The 23,265-nt window shown below is 36.7% G+C and carries 27 protein-coding genes; 3 read left to right on the forward strand and 24 right to left on the reverse strand.

What is annotated here, in order from left to right; all coding sequences use genetic code 11:
- Positions 1-24 precede the first annotated feature (24 nt).
- From prmC to ispF, 11 genes are all read right to left on the reverse strand, one after another.
- The gene (prmC, locus tag HMPREF9013_RS00270; protein WP_006626360.1) at positions 25-879 is read right to left on the reverse strand and encodes a peptide chain release factor N(5)-glutamine methyltransferase; all 855 of its coding nucleotides are present in this window, start codon (positions 877-879) and stop codon (positions 25-27) included.
- Positions 876-1,952 (reverse strand): peptide chain release factor 1, encoded by a 1,077-nt coding sequence (prfA, locus tag HMPREF9013_RS00275; protein WP_006626361.1) that lies wholly within the window; start codon positions 1,950-1,952, stop codon positions 876-878. The genes prmC and prfA overlap by 4 nt, the downstream gene beginning before the upstream one ends.
- A gap of 68 nt (positions 1,953-2,020) precedes the next feature.
- Complete coding sequence (rpmE, locus tag HMPREF9013_RS00280) at positions 2,021-2,233, reverse strand: 50S ribosomal protein L31 (protein WP_006626362.1); 213 nt, start codon at positions 2,231-2,233, stop codon at positions 2,021-2,023.
- Between the two features lie 95 nt (positions 2,234-2,328).
- Complete coding sequence (locus tag HMPREF9013_RS00285; protein ID WP_006626363.1) at positions 2,329-3,591, reverse strand: UDP-N-acetylglucosamine 1-carboxyvinyltransferase; 1,263 nt, start codon at positions 3,589-3,591, stop codon at positions 2,329-2,331.
- The gene (locus HMPREF9013_RS07595; RefSeq protein ID WP_050772068.1) at positions 3,575-3,979 is read right to left on the reverse strand and encodes an HAD family hydrolase; all 405 of its coding nucleotides are present in this window, start codon (positions 3,977-3,979) and stop codon (positions 3,575-3,577) included. The genes HMPREF9013_RS00285 and HMPREF9013_RS07595 overlap by 17 nt, the downstream gene beginning before the upstream one ends.
- Positions 3,979-4,239, reverse strand: coding sequence for an HAD hydrolase-like protein (locus tag HMPREF9013_RS07645; RefSeq protein ID WP_006626365.1), 261 nt, complete (start codon positions 4,237-4,239; stop codon positions 3,979-3,981). The genes HMPREF9013_RS07595 and HMPREF9013_RS07645 overlap by 1 nt, the downstream gene beginning before the upstream one ends.
- Before the next feature lie 93 nt (positions 4,240-4,332).
- Positions 4,333-5,199 carry a class II fructose-1,6-bisphosphate aldolase gene (gene fba, locus HMPREF9013_RS00300; RefSeq protein WP_006626366.1) on the reverse strand — a complete coding sequence of 289 codons (867 nt, stop codon included), beginning with the start codon at positions 5,197-5,199 and terminating at the stop codon, positions 4,333-4,335.
- A 77-nt stretch (positions 5,200-5,276) separates the two neighbouring features.
- Positions 5,277-5,609, reverse strand: coding sequence for a DNA-directed RNA polymerase subunit delta (gene rpoE / locus HMPREF9013_RS00305; RefSeq protein WP_006626367.1), 333 nt, complete (start codon positions 5,607-5,609; stop codon positions 5,277-5,279).
- Positions 5,610-5,710: 101 nt separating this feature from the next.
- The gene (locus HMPREF9013_RS00310; RefSeq protein ID WP_006626368.1) at positions 5,711-6,067 is read right to left on the reverse strand and encodes a DUF1934 family protein; all 357 of its coding nucleotides are present in this window, start codon (positions 6,065-6,067) and stop codon (positions 5,711-5,713) included.
- Positions 6,051-7,277, reverse strand: coding sequence for an HD domain-containing protein (locus HMPREF9013_RS00315; RefSeq protein ID WP_040333187.1), 1,227 nt, complete (start codon positions 7,275-7,277; stop codon positions 6,051-6,053). Before HMPREF9013_RS00315 ends, HMPREF9013_RS00310 begins: the two co-directional genes overlap by 17 nt.
- On the reverse strand, positions 7,274-7,750 hold the full coding sequence (gene ispF / locus HMPREF9013_RS00320) for a 2-C-methyl-D-erythritol 2,4-cyclodiphosphate synthase (protein ID WP_006626370.1): 477 nt from the start codon (positions 7,748-7,750) through the stop codon (positions 7,274-7,276). Before ispF ends, HMPREF9013_RS00315 begins: the two co-directional genes overlap by 4 nt.
- Before the next feature lie 50 nt (positions 7,751-7,800).
- Between ispF and HMPREF9013_RS00325 the strand changes: the two genes are divergently transcribed.
- The gene (locus tag HMPREF9013_RS00325) at positions 7,801-9,015 is read left to right on the forward strand and encodes a CCA tRNA nucleotidyltransferase (protein WP_006626371.1); all 1,215 of its coding nucleotides are present in this window, start codon (positions 7,801-7,803) and stop codon (positions 9,013-9,015) included.
- 647 nt (positions 9,016-9,662) lie between these two features.
- A complete protein-coding gene (locus HMPREF9013_RS00330) occupies positions 9,663-10,175 on the forward strand; it encodes a hypothetical protein (RefSeq protein ID WP_006626372.1) in 513 nt (170 codons plus the stop codon).
- A gap of 47 nt (positions 10,176-10,222) precedes the next feature.
- Here HMPREF9013_RS00330 and HMPREF9013_RS00335 read toward each other — a convergent pair whose 3' ends face one another.
- The 5 genes from HMPREF9013_RS00335 to dtd all read right to left on the reverse strand — a co-directional run bounded on the left by HMPREF9013_RS00335 (position 10,223) and on the right by dtd (position 13,198).
- Positions 10,223-10,546 carry a cyclic-di-AMP receptor gene (locus HMPREF9013_RS00335; protein ID WP_006626373.1) on the reverse strand — a complete coding sequence of 108 codons (324 nt, stop codon included), beginning with the start codon at positions 10,544-10,546 and terminating at the stop codon, positions 10,223-10,225.
- 69 nt (positions 10,547-10,615) lie between these two features.
- Positions 10,616-11,719, reverse strand: a complete 1,104-nt coding sequence (gene ychF / locus HMPREF9013_RS00340; RefSeq protein WP_006626374.1) for a redox-regulated ATPase YchF — start codon at positions 11,717-11,719, stop codon at positions 10,616-10,618.
- Between the two features lie 3 nt (positions 11,720-11,722).
- Positions 11,723-11,917, reverse strand: a complete 195-nt coding sequence (locus HMPREF9013_RS00345) for a DUF951 domain-containing protein (RefSeq protein WP_006626375.1) — start codon at positions 11,915-11,917, stop codon at positions 11,723-11,725.
- Positions 11,910-12,752, reverse strand: a complete 843-nt coding sequence (folD, locus tag HMPREF9013_RS00350; protein ID WP_006626376.1) for a bifunctional methylenetetrahydrofolate dehydrogenase/methenyltetrahydrofolate cyclohydrolase FolD — start codon at positions 12,750-12,752, stop codon at positions 11,910-11,912. The genes HMPREF9013_RS00345 and folD overlap by 8 nt, the downstream gene beginning before the upstream one ends.
- Positions 12,740-13,198, reverse strand: coding sequence for a D-aminoacyl-tRNA deacylase (gene dtd / locus HMPREF9013_RS00355; protein WP_006626377.1), 459 nt, complete (start codon positions 13,196-13,198; stop codon positions 12,740-12,742). Before dtd ends, folD begins: the two co-directional genes overlap by 13 nt.
- 142 nt (positions 13,199-13,340) lie before the next feature.
- Between dtd and HMPREF9013_RS07140 the strand changes: the two genes are divergently transcribed.
- Positions 13,341-14,471 carry a CHAP domain-containing protein gene (locus HMPREF9013_RS07140; protein WP_006626378.1) on the forward strand — a complete coding sequence of 377 codons (1,131 nt, stop codon included), beginning with the start codon at positions 13,341-13,343 and terminating at the stop codon, positions 14,469-14,471.
- A gap of 103 nt (positions 14,472-14,574) precedes the next feature.
- Here HMPREF9013_RS07140 and HMPREF9013_RS00365 read toward each other — a convergent pair whose 3' ends face one another.
- From HMPREF9013_RS00365 to HMPREF9013_RS00400, 8 genes are all read right to left on the reverse strand, one after another.
- Positions 14,575-14,898: a phage holin family protein gene (locus HMPREF9013_RS00365; RefSeq protein WP_006626379.1), complete on the reverse strand. Its 324-nt coding sequence runs from the start codon at positions 14,896-14,898 to the stop codon at positions 14,575-14,577.
- Positions 14,899-14,913: 15 nt separating this feature from the next.
- Positions 14,914-17,196, reverse strand: a complete 2,283-nt coding sequence (locus HMPREF9013_RS00370; protein WP_006626380.1) for a heavy metal translocating P-type ATPase — start codon at positions 17,194-17,196, stop codon at positions 14,914-14,916.
- 158 nt (positions 17,197-17,354) lie between these two features.
- The gene (locus HMPREF9013_RS00375; RefSeq protein ID WP_006626381.1) at positions 17,355-17,663 is read right to left on the reverse strand and encodes a hypothetical protein; all 309 of its coding nucleotides are present in this window, start codon (positions 17,661-17,663) and stop codon (positions 17,355-17,357) included.
- A gap of 297 nt (positions 17,664-17,960) precedes the next feature.
- Positions 17,961-19,853, reverse strand: a complete 1,893-nt coding sequence (locus tag HMPREF9013_RS00380) for an ABC transporter ATP-binding protein (protein ID WP_006626382.1) — start codon at positions 19,851-19,853, stop codon at positions 17,961-17,963.
- Between the two features lies 1 nt (position 19,854).
- Positions 19,855-21,612: an ABC transporter ATP-binding protein gene (locus tag HMPREF9013_RS00385; RefSeq protein ID WP_006626383.1), complete on the reverse strand. Its 1,758-nt coding sequence runs from the start codon at positions 21,610-21,612 to the stop codon at positions 19,855-19,857.
- Positions 21,613-21,772: 160 nt separating this feature from the next.
- A complete protein-coding gene (locus HMPREF9013_RS00390; protein WP_006626384.1) occupies positions 21,773-22,078 on the reverse strand; it encodes a PTS lactose/cellobiose transporter subunit IIA in 306 nt (101 codons plus the stop codon).
- A gap of 6 nt (positions 22,079-22,084) precedes the next feature.
- Complete coding sequence (locus HMPREF9013_RS00395) at positions 22,085-22,390, reverse strand: PTS sugar transporter subunit IIB (protein ID WP_006626385.1); 306 nt, start codon at positions 22,388-22,390, stop codon at positions 22,085-22,087.
- Between the two features lie 97 nt (positions 22,391-22,487).
- A complete protein-coding gene (locus HMPREF9013_RS00400; RefSeq protein WP_006626386.1) occupies positions 22,488-23,231 on the reverse strand; it encodes a M15 family metallopeptidase in 744 nt (247 codons plus the stop codon).
- Positions 23,232-23,265 lie beyond the last annotated feature (34 nt).

Genomic DNA, 23,265 nt, shown 5'->3' on the forward strand with positions numbered 1-23,265 from the left:
CGTTTTTCCACTTCCATCGACTCTTCATCCGTTATGATACACAAACAACATTCGATCTTTTCCATTCATATCTTTAAGAATTTCAAAACGATCATTTGGCAACATTTCTTGAATCAGCTGAGATATGGCTTCTCTTTGGTTCCATCCCATTTCAAAAGCCATAAAAGACTTCTTTTTTAAAATACGATTGGCATTTTCAAATACTTCCCGATAATATTTCAAACCATCTTTTCCTCCAAATAAAGCAATATGGGGTTCATAATCCACAACAGATGACTCCATTTCTTCCTCTTGAGGAATATAAGGTGGATTGCACACGAGCACATCCAAGTAAATTCCTTTTTCAATCAAAGGATCTAGCATATTTCCCACAAAGAATTCAATAGTAGCTTCATTAAGTCGGGCGTTCTTCTTCGCCATTTCTATCGCTTCTAAAGAAATATCGCTCGCTCTCATTTGACATTTTTTTTCTTCCTTGCAAAGAGTAACTGCAATAGCTCCAGAACCGGTTCCCACATCCGCAATATCAATTTTTTCTAAATGAGGAAAAAAAGTATCCATTCGATTCAAAATATTGGCACACAATTCTTCCGTTTCATAACGAGGAATTAAAACTTCTCCATTCACCAACATTTTATAACCATAAAACCACGAATAACCCAAAACATGAGCCATGGGTTCCCCATTTAGAATTCTTCCCATTCCTAAACAAAATTCTTTTTCCAACTCTTGCGGAGCCTCTTCTTCAAAGTGAAGGTATAAATCATAACGTTCTCTTTGACTCAATTCCACCAAATACGCCATGACGGTTTCTTCGGGAATCCCTTTCTCTAAAGCTTTCTTTTCAAAATCCAACACCAATTTTCTGAATAGGCTCATCCTTGGCTTTCCTCTAGCTTCTTTTTTTCTTCTTCTGCTTGTAAACCTGCGATGATGCCATCCAATTTACCTTCCATAATGCGATCAAGTTGTGTAATGGTTAATCCAATTCGATGATCGGTGACTCGATTTTGTGGATAATTATACGTGCGAATCTTTTCCGAGCGATCTCCTGTGCCAATCTTAGCTCTCCGTGCAGCACCAGCTTCTTCATCTCTTTGACGCTTAATTTCCTCATACACACGAGCACGAATCAAGCGCATGGCTGTTTCTCTATTTTCAATCTGAGAACGCCCCTCTTGGCAATTAACAGTGATACCGGTTGGTACATGAACAATGCGAACAGCTGAATCTGTTTTATTAATGTGCTGACCTCCGGCTCCTGAAGCCCGATGCGTTTCAATCGTTAAATCAGCCGGATCAATTTCAATGTCCGCTTCTTCCGCTTCCGGTTGACAAAGAACCGTCGCAGTTGATGTATGAACTCTCCCTTGCGATTCAGTTTTAGGCACCCGTTGAACACGATGCACACCGGATTCCCACTTTAGATCCCGATACACTTCATTACCCTTGATGGAGAAAATCACTTGTGAGAAACCACCCGCTTCACTAATAGAAGTTTCCATGACTTGAACCTTCCATCCCTTAGATTCCGCATAACGTGTATACATTCGATACAGATCCCCTGCAAAAATATTCCCCTCATCTCCGCCGGCACCACCACGGATTTCCATAATAACATCATGGTCATCATCCGGATCTTTTGGAATTAATAAGTGTTGAATATGTTCTAATAGCTCTTCTTGTACTGGCAAACATTCTTCCAACTCCATTTTTGCGATTTCTTTTAACTCTACATCACTTTCTTTCATCATTTCATTCGCTTGTTCAATTCGTTCATCCAAGGCTTTTAATTTATGCCAAGCCTCTACCGCTTGTGTCAAAGAAGCTTGTTCTTTGGATAATTTCGTTAATAAAGCAGGGTTACTAAATACTTTTTCATCCATTAAATCATTAGTAATAGTTTGGTATCGCTGATCCATTCCTATTAATTTTTCTCTTACTGCATCCATGTATAACACTCCTTACTAAAACATTGTACTCTAATTGGACTGCCAAAAAAAAGAGTGATTTCTCACTCTTATTCGCCTTCCTTAATGCCGTATTTACGATTAAACTTCTCAATACGTCCTTGAGCTTGAGCGAAACGTTGTCTACCTGTGTAAAATGGGTGACAGTTTGAACATGTATCTGCCTTTAATTCTTTTGCTGTAGAACCTGTTTCAAATTCCGTACCACAACTTGAACAAACCACTTTTACCTTATGGTATTCCGGATGAATCCCTTGTTTCATAAATATGATCTCCCTTCTGCCTTAAGCCTCATTTGTGCTTAAAGTAAGTGCTTATTGCCATAATATAGTACCATATTTCTCTTCAATCGCAAGTCTTATTCAACCTCTTCTCGCCAAATTTCTGCCCCTAACGCCAACAATTTTTGGTCAATCTCCGAATAGCCTCTTTCAATATGATAAATATCATGAATTTCTGTAATCCCGTCCGCAATCAAACCGGCCACCAACATAGCTGCTCCACAACGAAGATCCGTTGCCGTTACCTTTGCTCCAAATAAAGGAGTTGGGCCATGAATCACAGCCTCTCCCGGTCCCACTTCAATATTGGCCCCCATACCATTGAGCTCTTCACAATGTTTAAAGCGTTCTTTATAAATAGTTTCTTCCACATGAGAATCACCATCTGCCTGGGTTAGTAATACGGTTAACGGTTGCTGTAAATCCGTTGGAAATCCCGGGTAAATACGGGTGGTAATATCCGTTGTTTTTAAAGAATGACTTTCTTTCACGATGATCTTATCAATTTCAATCTTTAAAGGAACACCCATTTCTCTTAATTTTGAAGTAAGCGCTTCTAAGTGGGGAGGAATCACGTTCTTAATAGTCACATTTTTTCCACAAGCCGCAGCCATGATTAAGAAAGTACCCGCTTCAATTCGATCCGGGATAATTTCGTGAATACAACCATACATAGTATTAACTCCATCAATGGTGATCACATCCGTACCGGCTCCACGAACCTTAGCTCCCATATTATTTAATAGAGTTGCGACATCAATGATTTCAGGTTCTTTCGCCGCATTTTCAATCGTCGTCCTACCTTTAGCATAAACAGAAGCCATCATAATATTGATAGTCGCTCCAACAGAGGCAAAATCCAAGAAAATATTAGTACCCACCAATTCATCGGCTTTAATTACATAACAACCTCTTTCATAGGTCACCTTAGCCCCTAAAGCTTCAAACCCCTTTAAATGCAAATCAATCGGTCTTGGTCCTAAATCACATCCCCCCGGCATTTTCATTTTGACATGACCATACTTCCCCAATAAAGCTCCCATAAAATAATAAGAAGCTCTTAACTTTGTGACCGCCTCATCCACTAATTCCACATCTTTCATTTGACCCGGGTCAATAATAAGATGATCCTTGGCAACCTGATGTACTTCGACATGTAATAAATTCAAGATTTTCGTTAAGTTTTGCACATCTGCAATTTGTGGGACACCAACAATCGTCACCGGCCCCGAGGCTAAAATCGCTGCCGGAATTAAAGCAACCGTCGCATTTTTCGCTCCCGATACAGAAACTTCTCCACTTAATGTTTTTCCACCTCGAATTTTAATAACCTTTTCCATGATTGACCCTCTCTATCCATCTCACTAATTCTTTTATATTTTTCACACAAAAATCCGCTTGGCTCTGATCCTGCCCATAGCGTAAATCTTCTCTAGCAATGGTGATCATACCTGCATTTTTACCGGCTTGAATACCAATCTGACTATCTTCATAGACAATTGCTTCAGATGCATCTACCTTTAATCGCCTTAAAGCCTCTAAGTAAATATCAGGATTCGGTTTGAAATGAGCTAAATTCTCTCCCGATTCAATATAATCAAAATACGATTGAATGCCCATATCCTCTAGCATATTCATGACTGTTTCATATGGAGAAGAAGAACAAACCGCCATTTGAATACCCTTATTTTTAAGCATTTCCAAGGCCTCCGGTACGTCTGAAAACATCACTTCTTTTGCCCGAATTGGTTTTTTTTCGTAAAATAAAGATCATTTTCCTGAGCAATCTCTTCTTTTGGTTTTTTCCCATTTAAAAGATGGTAAAGGATATCATACGTTTCTTCCATAGAAGTACCAATGATTGTATATATTTTTTCAATAGAACCTTGATAGCCCCAAGATTTCATTTGAGAAATGGTTCCCTGCATATAAAAAGATTCTGAATCCAGTAGAATCCCGTCCATGTCAAATAAAACAGCTTTTATCATTGTCTTATATTTTAAGATAGATTAGAAAGAATGAAAAGATGAATTAAAAAAGCCAGAAAGGAATATTTCCTTTCTGACAGATGATCTTTAAGATTAAGCCTGATTAGCTGAACCAAAATCCTTAATCATCAAGATAACTTTAGCTGTAATAGCTTCTGTACCTGGTTTCAATAATTTACGAGGATCAAATCCCTTACCTTGTTGATCCTTACCGGCTTCAATGTAAGCACGAGTCGCTTTCGCAAATTCAATCTGTAAATCTGTGTTGACATTAATCTTGGAGACACCCATATCAATAGCCTTATGAATTTGATTAGAAGGGATACCTGAACCACCATGTAATACCAATGGTGTGTGGTGAACCGCTTCATCAATCTTAGCCAATAAATCAAAGTTCAACCCTGCCCAATCAGCTGGGTAAACGCCATGGATATTACCAATTCCAGCCGCTAAAAAGTCTACACCCAAATTAGCCATTTCTGCACATTCAGCAGGATTTGCCTGTTCGCCATTAGAAGTAACCCCATCTTCTGTACCGCCAATGCCACCAACTTCACATTCTACCGAAATGCCCTTTGAATGAGCTAATGTGATAATTTCTTTTGACTTTTCTTCATTTTCCTTGAAATCATAATGCGAGCCATCAAACATAACAGATGTGAAACCAGCTTCAATAGCCGCTTTAGCCCCTTCATAAGTTCCATGGTCTAAATGCAACGCTACCGGAACTGTAATGCCCATTTGATCATGAATGTTTTTAACCATGTCAGCTACTTGCTTGAACCCACACATATACTTACCAGCACCTTCCGACACTTGTAAAATAACTGGTGAATTTGTTTCCTGAGCACCTGCTAAAATAGCTTTTGTCCATTCCATGTTATTGATGTTGAATGCACCAATCGCGTAGTGACCCTGACGAGCCTTGTCAATCATTTCTTTAGCCGAAACTAAAACCATAAGACGTAACGTCCTCCTTTATTAACACTAGTATTCTATCCCATTTTTTCCTTTTTTAAAAGCAGAAAATACCACCGTTAATTGTCAAAGGCATCATCTCCCTTTGGTAAATCTAAACCAATGACATCTAATTCATCATCGTCATCATCAAATGCAATATCTTGTGTATCCACATGGGTTTCATCAAAGCGGTGGCGATTTCTTAAATCCCAACGGTTATTCTCAAAAGAAGCGAAACGGGTATCTAAAAGTAATTCAGAATAAAACTGACTCTTTTTTCTCCTTTTTTTATCCTCTGGAATACTAAATTGTTTAATCACCTCATCCCAAAGCTTTAAAAATTCAATTTGTTTTTTATGTCGACTCAAAAAATCATAAGCGACATCTGTCATAGTTTTATTGACACTCATATAAATTCTCCTTTAATACATCTTCACGCTTTGAATTTCTTAATGAATATAAAGTAAGAACTTAAGATTGTCAATCAAATAGCAAACTTTTTTAAACAAACCTATCCTAAAGGTTCAATATTCCAATAAAAATGATACAAATCTTCCTCATTCATTTGATAACTGAGATAAATTCCCAAAGGATATATCTCATATTTCAACAAACGAACCGGCACCTGCATACAACCATACTGTGAATTCACTTCACAGCTGGATAAACCAAATCGACGAAACCGTAATCTTGTTTCCACTTCACCTTTACGAACAATCTCGATTTTATCTTGATCAAACCAAACTTCCTGCTTAGTTTTCTGATCTAATTCAAAATAGCGCAATCGCCCTTTGGAATAAAACCCTACTCCATCACTAATTACTTTTTCTCGCTGTTCACCGACTCTCAATTCAATCTTTGCTTTCAAATCTCACCTCTTTTGGAAAGAAAATTTTGTTATCATTGTTATCTTTACCGTGCGTTAACCCATCCACAATGACAGAAGCCGACTCCAATTCTTTGGTATCCCCACTCTTCAAGCGAACCCAAATGGCTCCCTGTTCATTCTTCGTATAAGGTTGATAAGGCTTCTGATTCACTAAATCTTTGGTTAAATAATACTTCTTATCAAAACCTTTTTCCTTCAAAACTTTGACGATCATTTCCTGTTGAACACCACTATAATCCACATAGTCAAACAAGTCACGATCTCTTAGACGACGGCACAAATCTGCTACAATCGGATCCGGATGATCCACCCATTGCCCAAACGCATAGCTAAACGCATATTCATCCAAACGGAAATATTCTTCTAACGCCAATCTTCTCCCTTGAAGAATCGGTTTCATAACTTCCACTTTTTCTCCTTGTATCGGAATATCTTTCAAGCGACGGAACAAAGAGTGCAAAATACTTTCAAAAGAGCGAGCTACCGGGTGATAATACACCTGCCAATACATGTGGTAACGAGCCATAATATAATTTTCTACCGCATATACCCCCGACTCCTTGATGACCAATTGACGATCATCATGAACACGAATCACCCGCAAAATCCTCTCCAAATCAAATTCCCCATATTTTGTCCCTGTAAAATAGGCATCTCTTAATAAATAGTCCATTCGATCGGCATCTAATTGAGAAGAAATCAGTTGACTTAACAAAGGATTTTGACTTTTATGCCGAATCACATCCGCCACCTCTTTAGCCAAACCCTTGGAAGCGTGATTTAAAATTTCTGTGATTTCTGTTTCTTCTTCAATAATACGACAAGTAAAAAGCTCATGGTTTTCATTGGTAATGGCTTCTAATGCATGGGAATAGGGACCATGACCGATATCATGCAATAAACCCGCTAACATAGCTATCATTTTTTCTCTTTGATTCAATGATTGATCCAAATCCGGAATTTCTGTAACCATTCGTCGAACCAGTTCATACACTCCTAAGGAATGTGAAAAGCGCGTGTGTTCCGCTGTGTGATAGACCACGGAAGCTCCTCCCAATTGTCGAATACGACGCAATCTCTGAAACCAACGATTGTTGATGACATCCCAAATGACTTGATATTCGACATGAATATATCCGTGAATCGGATCTCTTAATACTTTTACTTCATTTGTTTTATGAAACATCATTTATCTTCCTCCAACAAAACCACCGCTTGTGCCATAACACCCTCTTGGCGACCCACAAAACCGAGCTTTTCTCCACGTGTTGCCTTCACATTCACTCGCCCTTCTTCACATTCACAAAGTTGAGCAATGTTTTCTTTCATCTTTTGAATATACGGTTTCATTTTTGGCTGTTCAATTAAAATCAAGCTATCAATATTACCAATGCGATAATGGTGTTCTTTCATTTTTTCAATCACATCTCTTAGTAGTAAAGAAGAGTCAATTCCTTTATACGCTACATCCTGATCGGAAAACCAAGTCCCCAAATCACCTAATCCTAACGCCCCTAATATAGCTTCCGCTATCGCATGTAATAATGCGTCCGCATCACTATGACCCATTAACCCTTTCTCATAATCAATTTTCACACCACCTAAAATCAAATCACGATCATCCGCAAAGGGATGAATATCGGTGGATTGCCCTATTCTCATAAAAGCTCCTTTTTTCTTTATTATACAAGCTTTTTCTTTATAATAAGAGTATGGAACTAGACTTACCCAAATATATACAAAAATTAATACACGAATTACAGAATCATGGCTATGAAGCTTATCTAGTCGGCGGTGCTATTCGCAATCATCTTTTAGGCTATCCGATTAAAGACTATGATCTCACCACCAATGCGACTCCCGAAGAAATGATGCGTTTCTTTCAAAACTATCCCACCATTCCAACAGGTATTCAACATGGTACTTTAACAGTCTTAAGCCAAGGACATCCCATTGAAATCACAACCTATCGAGTGGATGGAGAATACCAAGATCACCGTCATCCCAATCAAGTTCAATTTTCTTCTTCCTTGAAAGAAGATTGTGCTCGTCGTGATTTTACTATTAATGCACTTTGTTATCATCAACAAGAAGGATTAGTTGATTTCTTTCAGGGGCAAAGAGATTTAGAAAAAAGACTGATTCGTTGTATCGGAAAAGCAGAAGATCGCTTTGAAGAAGATGCTTTACGTATTCTAAGAGCTTTACGCTTTGCTGCAAGATTAAATTTTGAAATAGAGAAAGAAACAGCACAAGCCATGTTTAAGAAAAAAGATTTACTGGCTTTTATTTCCAAGGAAAGGATTCATTCCGAAATCATCCAATTATTTTCATATCCCAAAAGTGGCCAATTCCTTGAACCATATTTTGATATTTTTATATCGGCAATTCCTTCTTTATCTCAGATCCAAAAAGAAGTGGTTTTTAAGGTTATCCAAAAGGAACCTCTATCTCAAATCAGTCGCTTAGCTCTTTTGTTTTCAACCTTATCTGATTATCATTCTGTTTTAAAAAACTTTACTTTTAGTAATCAAGAAATCCAGAAAATTGAAACCATTCTACAATACCAATCTTTACCTATAAAAGAAGACTACGATGGCTATCGTATTCTTTCCCTTTTTTCCAATGTAGAAGATTATCTTTTATATCGAGTGGCTTTAACCGAATCTTTGGATTATTCAAGTCTTTTATCTTGGTTAAAACAATTAAAAGAAAAACCAATTCCCACTTCTCTATCTGAATTAAAGTTTAACGGTTATGATGCCAAGAGATTAGGATATGAGGGTATTGAAATCAAAAAATTATTAAATGAACTGTTAGATCTTTGTATGCAGGAAAAAATCGTTAATCATCACCACGAACTATTGAAATATGCTCAAAATAAAAAGGACTTTGCCAAAAAATCGATCCACCAGATTCATAAATAGAAGCCATTTTTTCAAAATGGCTTCTATTTTAGTTAACTATTTTCCCCGACCTTTAACTATTACATTATATACTTAATTTCAAAAAAATATAAGTCTTGTTTTTTTATATGTCAACATTATATTTTAGTTAGAAAGGCAACCAATATATCAAATAGGAGGGAAATTTTATGTATATCTCGCGGTATAAAAATGGAATTTTCTTAGTTTCAATTTATTTCTCATGATACATACAAAACATACTTAAAAAGGAGAAATAGAACCTTACAGATATGCTGTTGTACACTGTTCTAAAAGTTATAACAGTCTTAAAAAAACAGCCTCAAATAAATCGAAATTTGAAAGTGGAACAGGTTACTATATTGATCCAAAAGCAACAATTACAATCACACATACTAAATCGGTAACTCTTTCCAATTCAATGACAGTTAACTGAATTCCCGAATTTCTCGATTATGGATACCGTGTTTCCTATACAGCAGGTGGTAGTGTATCGTGGAGTAAATATAATAGTTCTTCCAGTGTGAAACAAGTTGTCATCAAGAGTGTTTATGATACCTTTAAGGTCACCTCTTATACGGAAACTTATCCTCACTCTGGAACATGTACCGTTTCCACGTCCTATAAGAATATCTATAAAGGTTGGCATTATGACTTTGATTAAAAATAAATTACTCTTATCTTTATTCGCCTTACTACTTTGTGCCTGTAGTACTCCTAAAAAAGAAACCAAACAGGATACTTTGAGCCATGAAACCTTGGATACGTTCATTCATAAATACACATTTCATATAAATCAAAATTCCAAATATAAGAAGTATCAGTTGATCTACTATGAAATGGAAAATGAAAAAACCGGCTTTGTGGAAAAGTCCAATCATTCCTTTCCTATTAAAGAAAATAGCCATTTCTTAGTCTTTCCTACCGATGATCACCTTCACATCATCGTAAGCGAAAAAGGCACCGGTCAAACGTATAAACTCATAAGGCAAAAGAAAATTGATTCCAGTTTTGGAATTGGTGAAGCGGTTCAGTTGAAAGAGGGAGATATTCCGATTCTAGTAGATGTTGAACATATGTCTTCTATACAATCCGATGTGACAAAAAACTGGAAAACTTTTAAGGGTAGAGGAAAAATTTTAGTATTAAGACTAAGTTCATAGAAAAACAGCTAGGTAGAAATGATTTCTACCTAGCTGCTTCATTGTCTTTATAACTTCTTAAATTGATCCACATCCAACACAAAGATAGTAGCTCCACCCACTTGAACTTCCACCGGGAAAGAAGCGTAATGGCTTAAATCATACGAAGCTGTTGAAGGAACGATTTCGGTTCTCTTTTTGGCTTCCGTACCAATGATTTCAATACATTTATCCACCAGTTCATCCTCTGTACCGACAATGAAAGTAGTGTTCCCCGCTCTTAAAAACCCTCCGGTCGTAGCCAACTTAGTCATGTAGAAATTATTTTCCATTAAAGCAGCTGAAACAGCCGTTGCATCATCATTAGAGACAATCGCTAATACAAGTTTCATAGGATTTCCCTCCTTTTTACTACTTTCATCATAGCATACACACGTCTATTTATTCACCATTTTTTAAAATCAAACATTGAAACGGAAAAAAACCACATCCCCATCTTTCATGACGTATTCTTTTCCTTCCAAGCGCATTTTTCCATGTTCTTTTACGGCTTGTTCAGTTCTATACTCTAATAAATCTTCATAAGAATAAATTTCCGCCCGAATAAACCCACGTTCAAAATCTGTATGGATGACCCCGGCACATTGAGGGGCTTTCATCCCTTCATGAAACGTCCAAGCACGACATTCCGGTTCACCAACGGTAAAGAAAGTTCGTAGCCCCAATAAATGATACGCCGCCTTAATGATTTGATCCAATCCGGATTGTCGAATCCCCAGATCCTCTAAAAAAGCAGCTTTTTCTTCTTTATCCAAGGCAGACAATTCTTCCTCTATCTTGGCACAGATGGCAATACATTGGCTATTTTCTTTATCCGCAAATGCTTTTACAGCTTGATAATAGTGATTTTCAAAAGGATCACTAATTTCTTCCTCTGACATATTCGCTATATAAATGACCGGTTTAAAACTCAATAACCCATAATTTCGCACAAAAGACTTTTCTTCCTCTACTAGATCCAGTAAACGAATCGAAGTGCCTTCTTGTAAAGCTATCTTTAATTTTTCCAATACCTTTACTTCTTTCATTGCTTCTACATCTTTGGAAGAGATAGCCTTCTTAGCAATTTTACCGTACCGATTTTCAATCGTATCTAAATCCGCCAAACATAATTCCAAATTAATTTCTTCAATATCACGAATCGGATCCACACTTCCTTCCACATGTTCAATATTGCTATCATCAAAGCAACGTACCACATGAATAATGGCATCCGTCTGGCGAATATTTGCTAAGAACTGATTGCCTAAGCCCTCTCCCTTCGAGGCACCTTTCACAAGACCGGCAATATCCGTAAATTCAAAAGTCGTGTAAATCGTTTTCTTTGGTTGAAAGATCTTGACAAATTCTTCCATTCGATAATCCGGCACTTCCACAACTCCGACATTTGGTTGAATCGTCGCAAAAGGATAGTTTTCTGCTAAGACTTGGCTATTTGTGATGGCGTTAAATAAAGTGGATTTACCTACATTTGGCAAGCCAACAATTCCAGCTGTTAATGACATGTTTTATTCCTCTACTTTTTCTACTATCTTTTTCATTTTTTTTTCAAATTCAAACCTAGGCATCATAATCGTTTTTTGACACCCTTGGCATTGAATTTTAATATCTGCACCCACTCTTGTAATCGTCCATAATTTAGACTTACGACAAGGATGTTCCTTCTTCATTTCTACAATATCACCAATATGAATATCAATCATGGCATCTCCTTTGGTGGGCTTCATACGTATTCCACAACAACATCGTAATCGTCATGGGTCCAACTCCCTTTGGAACCGGGGTGATATAAGAAACTTTATCTATGACACCTTGAGTATCCACATCCCCACAAAGCTTCCCATCTTCCATCCGATTCACACCCACATCAATGACGATAGAGCCTTCTTTCACATCATCTTTTTGGATAAATTTTGCTTTTCCAATCGCCACAATAAGAATATCCGCTTGTCTGGTGAAATAGGAAACATCTCGAGTTTTAGAATGACAAATCGTAACCGTCGCATTGGCATCCAGCAGTAAACGTGAAACAGGAGCCCCCACCAAGTGACTTCTACCCACCACAACCGCATGTTTACCTTCTAATTGAATCGGTAAAGACTTCAAAATTTCCATAATACCTAAAGGTGTACATGGTACAAATGTTTCTTCATTACGATATAGCTTACCAACGCTAATTCCGGTTAGACCATCCACATCTTTTTCGGGAGAAATACTTTGAACCACAATATCTTGGTTAATTTGTTTAGGAAGTGGCAGTTGAACCAAAATACCATCTATACTTTCATCTTCATTCAACTGTTTCACAAGAGTGACTATTTCTTCTTGAGTACTATCTTGTGGATAAACATAGGTTTTGGCTTGAATACCAACTTCAACACAAGCCTTCTCTTTCCCCTTGACATAAGAAGCAGAAGCGGGATCATTTCCCACTAAAACAACCGCTAAAGTGATAGGACAAGATTTTTTTGCTATTTGTTCCTTTAATGTTTGGCGGATTTGTGCCGCAATTTCACTACCGTAAATTATTTTCCCCATGGCATCTCCTGACTATCTATATATAACGTCACCGGCCCATCATTTTGAAGACGAACCTGCATCTCAGCCCCAAATTCTCCTTCTTCCACAGGAATTCCTAAAGCTCGTAACGATTCATTAAAGTACAAATATAATTCTTTAGAATATTCCGGTTTTCCCGCTTCAGTAAAACTTGGTCGGTTTCCTTTCCTCGCATCCGCAAATAAAGTAAATTGACTAATCGAAAGAACGGAACCTTGTTTATCAAGAATGGACTCGTTCATTTTCCCATCGTCATCATCAAAAATTCGCAATGAACTCACTTTCTTTGCCATACGTTCAACAATGGCTTTTGTATCGGAATCGTGTATACCGACCAAAATCACATACCCATGCTTAATTTGACCAACCATACTTTGATGGATTTCAACACTGGCTTCTTTCACTCTTTGAATAATAATTCGCATGCGTTTATTATACCAAAGCTATCTATAATATTATAGAAAACAGTGAAAATGAAGCCATATTTAATGCTTTAAATCTTGTGAACATTATGTGAAAAATCCCAAAAACTTGCTAAAAACAGGGTTTTAGTCTTAGAATATATACATGCTGAATAAAAAACTGAAAAGAATTGGCTCATTTGTAGCCAGTTTAGCTACAGCTTGTATATTCGCAGTAGCTAATAGCTCTCCTTCTATTGTAAGAGCAGCCGGCAATGACACAAGTAACGCTGTTGCCGATTTGCCTTTGATTGAAATTAGTATGGAAGACGCTAATCCAAAAGAAACGATCAAAAATCTCGTCATACAAAATCGTGCTCAATTTGACAAAAATATTGACATCAACAATGTTGATTTTGCAAAGAGTACTTCTGAAATTTCTGACTTTGATCGAACCGTTTCCGGCCTTCAAGCTGTAACGGCTAAAATTAACCTTGTCTATCGAAATCAAAAAGCTAAGAATGGTTCTGATAACTCGGTTGGTTATTCTTTAGTTCAAAATGTCGTGGTAAAAGTGGAACAAAATGGTGCTCCTATTTTGAAACTAAAGAGCGATAAAGTGGTTGTCAACAATGGTGATAAGTGGAATCCGGCCAGCTATATTTCCTATGTGAATGATGATTCTGGTGTATTACCGATTCTTCAATATTCCGGAAATGTCAACATGAATAAAGATGGTCACTACGTGGTTACCTATACAGCCATTGATCGAGACGGTAATTCTACCTCTGCTACCCTAGATGTTATTGTTCGTACACCTACAGAAGTGAAGGAAACGATTGAGAAAGATAAGAAAGACGCCGAAAAGAAGAAGCAGGAATTAGAAGAGAAACGTAAGAGAGAAGAAGAGAGAAAAGAAGCTTCTGATGATTTGGATTCGCACGGCAGTTCCAATCCGCTAAGGGGTGGTGGAAATAATCCTTATGGCGGTGGTTGGTCGAATTGTACCTTTGGTGCATGGCAAGCCGCTCATGATCGTTCCGGTGTTAATTTACCAAATTGGGGTAACGCCGGTTCTTGGATTGCTAACGCAAGAAGAACGGGTTACGCTACCGGTTCTACTCCTAGAGTTGGCTCTGTTGTTGTGTATTCCCATCATGTTGCCTATGTGACGGAAGTATCCGGTAATCGCATTCATATTGTTGAAGGAAACTTTAACGGTCATTACAATGAACGTTGGGTATCTCGTTATGGAACCGGAACGCAGTCTTTACGAGGCTACATTTATTTGAAATAAAGTTTTAAAAAGATGCTGATAAAAGCATCTTTTTCTATTCTAAGCTTGTCTGTTAGAATCTTAAAAACATGAACAACCCTGTCAGTTGCTCATGTTTCTTTTTTTAAAAGCGAATAGCAAGATTGATAATTGTCAATAAAATACCAACCACAAACGCTGTTGAAAAGTCCTTAACTTCAACACCAGACAAACGGAAGGCGATTAAGACAACCATTCCATTAATCACAAAGGAAAATAAACCCAAAGTAAGAACTGTGATTGGAAATGACAATAAATGAAGGATTGGCTTTAAAAACCCATTTAATACCATCAACACTGCTGCTGTCAAAATTAACTTCTCATAACCATTAAATTTGACTAAATTAAACAAGCGCTCAATTAACCAAAGCGCAAACACATTCGCCAGCCAACGGGCTAAAAATGACATATAACCTCTCCTTTTTTATTGAATATCCGGAACCTTTAATAAACGCAAGGAATTGAAAACACATAAAATCGCCACTCCTGTATCTGCGAAAATAGCCATCCACATATTCGCAAAGCCAAAAGCCCCTAATACCAACACAAGCACCTTAATACCAATCGCAAACCAAATATTCTCTAAAGCAATTCGTATCACTTTCTTTGCTTGTTCTAAAACACTTTCCACCTTAAGGATAGCATCATCCATTACAATAACATCTGCCGCTTCTATTGCAGCATCAGAACCCACTCCGCCCATCGCAATCGAAATGTCGGCACGACTTAAAACCGGCGCATCATTCGTACCATCTCCTACAAAACAAGTAAATCCTTTTTCTTTTTCTAAATTCAAAGCCGCCACTTTATCTAAAGGCAATTGATTCGCTAAATACTGGTCAATCTTCAATTCTTTCGCTACTTTTGCTACTATTTTCTCCTCATCTCCAGAAACAATGGCTGTGTGAATTTTTTTTGCATGCAAATACTTAATAAAACTTGCCACATGATGCTTCAATTGATCGTTAAGAATTAAGCAACCTAAACAGACATTTCCTTTCGCCACAAAAACCTTTGTTCCAATTTCATTTATTTCTGCAACTGAAATACCCGCTTCCTCCAACTGCTTTCGATTACCAACGCGAATCAATTCATCATTCACAAAACCCTCTAAGCCTCTGCCCGGAATTTCCTTCACATCTCTAACCTTCCAAAAACTAATATCCGTTTCATTTTTTGCTAAAATCGCTTGAGAAAGAGGATGATTAGACTGTGTTTCCAAGGCCGCGGCGTATTTCAATACCTCTTTTGGACATTCAGAAATAACTTGCTCCACTGTAAATTTTCCTTGAGTCAATGTGCCTGTTTTATCAAAAACCATTCTTTGTACACGATTGATTTTTTCAAATACGTGAGCTCCTTTAACCAAAATTCCTTTCTTCGATAAACCTCCGATTCCGGAAAAGAAAGACAAAGGAATAGAAATGACTAAGGCACAAGGGCAAGAAATCACTAAGAATGTACAAGCTCTACGAATTCCTTCCTGATAATCGCCCAATTGAAAACTAACCACAATCGCGACCAATACGGCCAAGATAACAACCACCGGGGTATACACTTCCGCAAACTTTGTAATAAAACGCTCTTCTTTAGATTTCACTTGATCATTATTTTCAACCAGATCTAAAATCTTAGCAACCGTTGAATCCGCATAGCAATTTGTACAGGTTAAAAGTAACGTTCCATCACGATTGATGGATCCACTCATCACAAAATCCCCTACTTCTACATCCTTCCATGCACTTTCCCCCGTCAAAGAGGCTAAATTTAAACTACTTTTTCCTTCAGAAATGACTCCATCAACCGGAATTTTTTCCCCAGGTAATACACGAACTAGATCTCCGATTTGAACTTCTTCAGGAGCTACTATTTTAAATTCATTTTCTCTTTTTACCATTGCCAGTTCAGGTCGAATCTCCATTAATTCACCAATGGATTTGCGAGAATGATCCACCGCTTTAGCTTGGAAAAATTCTCCTACTTGATAGAATAAAATAACAGCAATAGCTTCTCTCCATTCTTGTAAAAACAAAGCCGCTACCGTAGCCACCATCATCAAAAAATTTTCATCAAAAACTTTCCCTTTTAAGATATTTCGGAAAGCCTTGTATAAAATATCATACGCTAAAATGAAATAACCAGCTAAAGAAACCCCTATTTCTATATAACCCTTGGTTATCATAGAGGCGATAAACAAAGCAAAACCGAATATCAAACGAATCACCATCCAGTCAATTCTATTTTCTTTCAACTGACTATCTGTACCAAACGTCACGTGAATCTGAGGTTCATTCTCCAGAATGATTTTTTTTATTTCCTGTTTAGCTTTTTCTAAATATCGTTTATCCAATTGAACAATGATCTTCTCTTGCATAAAATAAGCTTCTGCTTGACAGATATAAGAAAGCTCCATAATTTCCTTTGCCAAATAATCCGCACAATCCACATCATCAATCCCTTTGATACCAACATGAACGGTTTCTTCATTTAATGGATAAATAATAGCCTCTTCCTCTTCTTTAGCCGCTAGTTCAACAATCTTAGGGAAGACAATACCCTCCTCTTTGCCATAGTCCACTTTTAAAGTACCCTTGACATAATTGATTTGAGCTTGATTCACATCTTCCAATTGACAAATCTTCTTTTCTAAATGAGCAGCACACTCTGCACAATCTAAACCATCAATTTTATAAGTTTTGGCTTTCATGATATCACCTCATTTGAACAACTGTTCAAGTGTATTATAAATCCACTCAGCCACCACTGTCAAATTCCATTCTTATTTTTAACATAAAAAGGATACCTACGTAGCCATCATGGTTACTCAATATCCTTCACTTTTAAACCATACATTACCATGAACATTTATTCATAATCACTATTGATCAAATGGCGTATATATCCGGGAAAAATATACAAATACCTCATAAATTCACCGCCACCATATTTCGCAAAACCACCAAACATGAATAAATACATTCCAATCACAATGATTGTCCCAATTTCAATCGCATCCTTTAGTTTCATTTTCTTTAAATCAATGGTATAAAAAATGATAATTCCCACCGTAAAAATTAACGTATTAACAATAGGAGCCTGTGAAATCAATCCTATTAAAATAGAAATGACAACATTGGATATTAAAATGATTCTTTTCTGTTTCTTAGTAAACATAATAACCTATCCGTTTATACCTATGAACCCATCCTCTTAAGCCCATATTACATGGAACACTCCTTTCCTCATTCTAATTCACCATCCTTTCTGATCACTTTAAAGGGAAATGTATATTTTATACAAATTCATTCTAGTCTCATTATTTATAAATATAAACCCTTACATTATTGAAGGAAACATGTATCTCACTTTTATGAAATGAACAACATAATAAAAAATGAATCTCCTATGTTGTTAACCGATTTCTTAGATGGCACTTCAACTAGTAGATTCACTTTATATTTTGGAATATCCTTATTCCAATTCAAAGGCACCGGTATACAATTGGTAATACTGACCCTTTTGTTCTAATAATTCTTGATGTGTACCGCGTTCAATGATATGACCATGATCCAAAACAATGATGACATTAGAATTCTTGACCGTGGATAAACGGTGAGCAATCACAAATACGGTTCGCCCATTCATTAAGTTATCCATGCCGGTCTGTACAATCTGTTCAGTACGGGTATCAATGGATGAAGTCGCTTCATCTAAAATCATAACAGGAGGATTATTCACAGCCGCTCTAGCGATAGCTAATAACTGCGTTTGCCCTTGTGATAAATTAGAAGCTCCCCCATGTAGAATAGTGTGATAGCCTTGCGGTAAGTGCTTGATAAATTCATGTGCCCCCGCTAATTTAGCAGCAGCGATACACTCCTCATCCGTTGCTTCCAAATTCCCATAACGGATATTTTCCATCACGGTTTCGGTGAATAAAACGGTGTCCTGAAGAACAATACCTAACGACTTGCGTAAAGAAGATTTCTTGATCTTTTTAATATCCAATCCATCGTACAAAATTTGTCCTTTTTCAATATCATAGAAACGATTGATTAAATTGGTAATCGTTGTTTTACCGGCTCCCGTTGCCCCCACAAAAGCAACTTTCTGTCCCGGCTTCGCATAAAGGCTTATATCATACAAGATTTGTTTATCTGACGCATAAGAAAAATCCACCTGCTTAAACTGCACATCTCCCTTTAATGGAACCAGTTCCTTGACACCATCTTTCATCACTTTCCAAGCCCAGCGTTTTGTTTTTTCTGAAGTTTCAATCAGTATTTCATGGTCTTCTTGAACGTTGACCAACTCATAGCTACCTTCGTCTTCTTCTATCTTTTCATCCAACAAAGAAAACATCCGTTTCGCCCCTGCTAACCCCATCACCATAGAATTGATCTGAGGTGAAATTTGTTGAATAGCACCTGAAAATTGACGGGACATTTGTAAAAAAGGAACCACTACTGCCATTGAAAAACTCAGACCGGAAATAGAAAAATTAGGGAATTTCATTTCAATGAAAATACCACTCATAACAGCCACTAGCGCATACACAATATAATTAATATTATTTAAAATCGGCATTAATGTATTCGCATACCGATTTGCTTTATAACTGGCTTCAAACAAAGCATCGTTGGCCTTATCAAATACCTTTTCAGCCTCTTCTTCATGATTAAAAACTTTAATCACTTTCAAACCATTAATCATTTCTTCAATAACCCCTTCGGTTTGTCCGGTCATTCTTTGTTGCGCAATAAAATATTTAGCCGATAAACCACCCACCTTACGCGTTACCGTTATCGTCACAAAAGCCCCCAATACAATCACACTAGCTAATGGAATAGAATAATATAACATAATGATCAGAATGGTGACTAATGAAATAGCAGAAACTAAGAGCTGTGGTAAACTCTGAGAAATCATCTGTCGCATAGCTTCAATATCATTAGTGTAATACGACATGATATCACCGCGTTGATTTTGATCAAAGAAACAAATTGGTAAATGTTCCATATGATTAAATATCTTTTTTCTCATCTTATCTAAGCTACCTTGTGTAAAAATAGCCAGCATTTGTTGATTGATAAAATTAATAGCCAAGGCTATCGCATAAACAAACAATAAACCAAATACCACTTCCATAACGAGCGGTCTTGTGATTTCCCAAGTCCAGCCATTGTCCCATGCCTGCTGTAAAATCGAAACAATATTTTGTTGAAAAACAGCCGGCAATGACCCTAATATCGCATTTACAATGGTTAACAATATGATAACTGGTAATAATTTCGGATAAAATTCAAAGAGCATCTTAATCAGTCGTTTTACCATTGAAATTTGATTCGCTGTTCTATTTTTCATATTAAGACGCCTCCTTGCCAACGGTTTCTGTTTCTTGTTTATTTTGTGATAAATAAACCTCACGATAAATTGCATTATTGTTAAGCAATTCTTCACTTGTACCAATGGCATCAATACAACCATCTTTTAAAACAATAATTCGATTAGCATCTTCTACCGAAGAAGTTCTTTGTGCAATGATAATTTTTGTGGTTTCTGGAAGATAAGTCCGCATTGCTTTACGAATCAAGGCATCCGTCTTTGTGTCTATAGCTGAGGTACTATCGTCCAAAATCAGTATCTTTGGTTTCTTCAATAGTGCTCTGGCAATACATAAACGCTGTTTTTGACCACCTGAAATATTATTTCCACCTTGTTCAATCCAAGTGTCATACCCCTTTGGCATTTGATCAATGAATTCATCAGCACAAGCTAAATGACAAACTTCTTTTACCTCATCTAAACTAGCCTCCTTATTTCCCCAACGGATATTATCCCCAATCGTACCGGAAAATAGAACATTCTTTTGAAGAACCATCGCTACTTCCTCACGAAGACTAAAGATATCATAATCCCGAACATCTACACCGCCCACTTTAACCGATCCTTGGTTAACATCATATAAACGAGCAATTAATTGTACCAAAGAAGACTTAGAAGAACCGGTTCCGCCAATAATCCCAATGACTTCTCCAGATTTAATATGAAGATCAATATCCTCCAAAACATTCGAATTCGCTTCTTTTGAGTATGAAAAAGAAACATGATTAAAATCAATTGATCCATCTTGGACTTGTCGAACCGCATTTTTAAAAGACACTAAATCACTTTTTTCCAATAAAACTTCTGTGACACGTTTCATGGATTCTTCGCAAAAAGTGAGCATAACGAAAATCATGGATAACATCATTAAAGAAACTAAAATTTGGAAGCTATAGGTTAATAAAGTCGCAAACTGGCCAATATCCAACCCTTGTCCAGACGTAGTAATGATCCTTTTCGACCCAATGATCATGACAAAAATAACAACTGTATAAATAGAAATAGCCATTAATGGGTTGTTTAAGGCTAAAATTCTTTCCGCTTTTGTAAATAAAGTACGAATCCCTTCCGAAGCAGTATTAAATTTTTTAATTTCTTCATCTTCACGAACAAAGGATTTCACCACTCGAATTCCCATGATATTTTCTTCAATGGAATGGTTTAATTCATCGTACTTAGGAAAAGCTTTCTTAAAAATTGGAAGCACCGTTCGGCCAATTAAGAATAACCCTCCAAATAAAATTGGTGCTACAACCAAAAAAATCAAAGCCATGGATCCACCCATAATATACGCCATTGTAAATGAAAAAATAATATTCAGTGGGGCACGAACCGCCATTCGTGTAATCATCATGAATGCCATCTGAATGGTTTGAATATCGGTAGTCAATCGGGTCACCAATGAAGCGTTTGAAAATTTATCAATATTTGAAAAAGAAAATTTTTGGATATTTTCAAAAATATCATGACGCAAATTTTTTGAAAAACCCGTTGAAGCTTTGGCAGAATAAATACCGGATAAATAACCAAACAACAATGCCACCAAAGACAATGCAATTAATTTCCAGGCATAACTTAAAATAACCGATAATCCCACTCCTGCTTTAATATCATTTATCAAAAGTGAAATCACATAGGGAATTAGTGCTTCTAACAATGTCTCACCAATTACAAATAACGGTGTCAAAATGGTTGAACGTTTATATTCTCGTAAACTTTTAACTAAAGTTCTAATCATTAGATCCTCCCTTCATAAGTCATAAAGGCCTATCTATAAGTCCTTGCAAGTTATTCAAAATTCTGATTAAATCGACTTTATTCTATCATCTTTTAACTATAAACCATCATTTTCCCCAAAAGAAAAAGGCCAATGTTACTGTGCCTTTTCTATCTTTCATTTACTTTAATTTTTTGTAAAGATCCACAAACTTTTCAGCTAAAATACCAAAAGCTTCCGCACTCATTAATTGATCTTCAGCATGTGTTAAAAGCAGATCCATCACGATTTCCTCTTTCGCCATTATCGCTAACAAATCTGTATGTGCTTTATGACCTTCCAGAAAAATTGCCTTTCCCTCTGCAATCAAACGTTCTGCCTCTTCAAAATCTCCTTGAGAAGCCACATCAATCGCCCCTATATAGTTAGAACGCGCCGTCCCTACAGAAGCGATGATACGAGAAGCAACTAATTCGGTTCCTTCCATGCTGAATTATTCATCCATCAACTTTTCAGCTACGCTAATAACACCCTTACCATCCATCATGCCATACATTTGCATAGGAATATCTATAATCTTATATTCCGGATGAGCCTCTTGTAACTTTGGCAACGCATAGCGAACTTGAGGTCCTAACAGACAAACATCTGCTTCAGCTGCATGTTGATCAAATTCATTTAAAGAAAACGCTGTGATATCATAGTCCTTACCAGCCGCTTTCGCTGCATCTTTCATTTTATTTACCAGTAAGCTTGTGGACATACCAGCCGCACAAAATAATCGAATTTTCTTAGCCATTATTAATCTCCTCTTCTACATAAAACAACTAAATCTTTCACAATGTACAATGTACTACTTTTCAAGAATGTTTGCAATCGCCTTCATTTTAAAAACATCATTTACGAAGGACAAATTCATCAAATGTCAAGCCGCTTTCATAAATCTCCAAGGCCAATTTTTTACCAACATATCGAAAAGACCAGGGATGAAATTTATAGCCTGTAACACTTTCCTTCCCTTTTGGATAACGTAAAATATAGCCGTATTTATAAGAATTCTTTTCTAACCATTGAAATAATTTCGTGTTCGCAAAATCGGATTTTAACAAATATTTTTCAGCATAATCCCCCAAATCAACAGCTAAACCCAACTGATGCTCTGACTTTCCTGGCAAATCATCAATTCTATTTAAATCAGCAATGCTGGATTCTTTTCGATAGTGATCATAGAGTTGTTGCTGATACGCAAAAGAACGATACGCACTAATCAATTTAATAGAATACCCTTCCTTCTTAGCTGCCACAAAGAGATCTTTCAAAGCAATCATCGCTTCTTTTCGCAATTGTTCTTCTCTTAGTGACGGTAAATCTACTTTCACTAAATCATCCGGCTTATAGTCCTTTGATATAGGATTGTTCTTGTTTAGATAAAATGTAATATCTCCTATTTTTTGAAAAGAATACTCATTCTTTTTTACCGGATCTTTCACTGGACTAGTAGGATCACTTTGACCTTTTCCCGATGTTCTAAGAGACTCTTTTGATTTATGAAAAGAGTCCAATAATAAATACGAACAAGCGCTCATACCGACTAATGAACTTAATAAGATAGCCATATATTTTTTTTGGATCAAATTCATGCTTTCATTATAACAAAAAGGTTATTTCTACGAA

The sequence above is a fragment of the Bulleidia extructa W1219 genome (assembly GCF_000177375.1).
Lineage (GTDB): Bacteria > Bacillota_I > Bacilli_A > Erysipelotrichales > Erysipelotrichaceae > Bulleidia > Bulleidia extructa.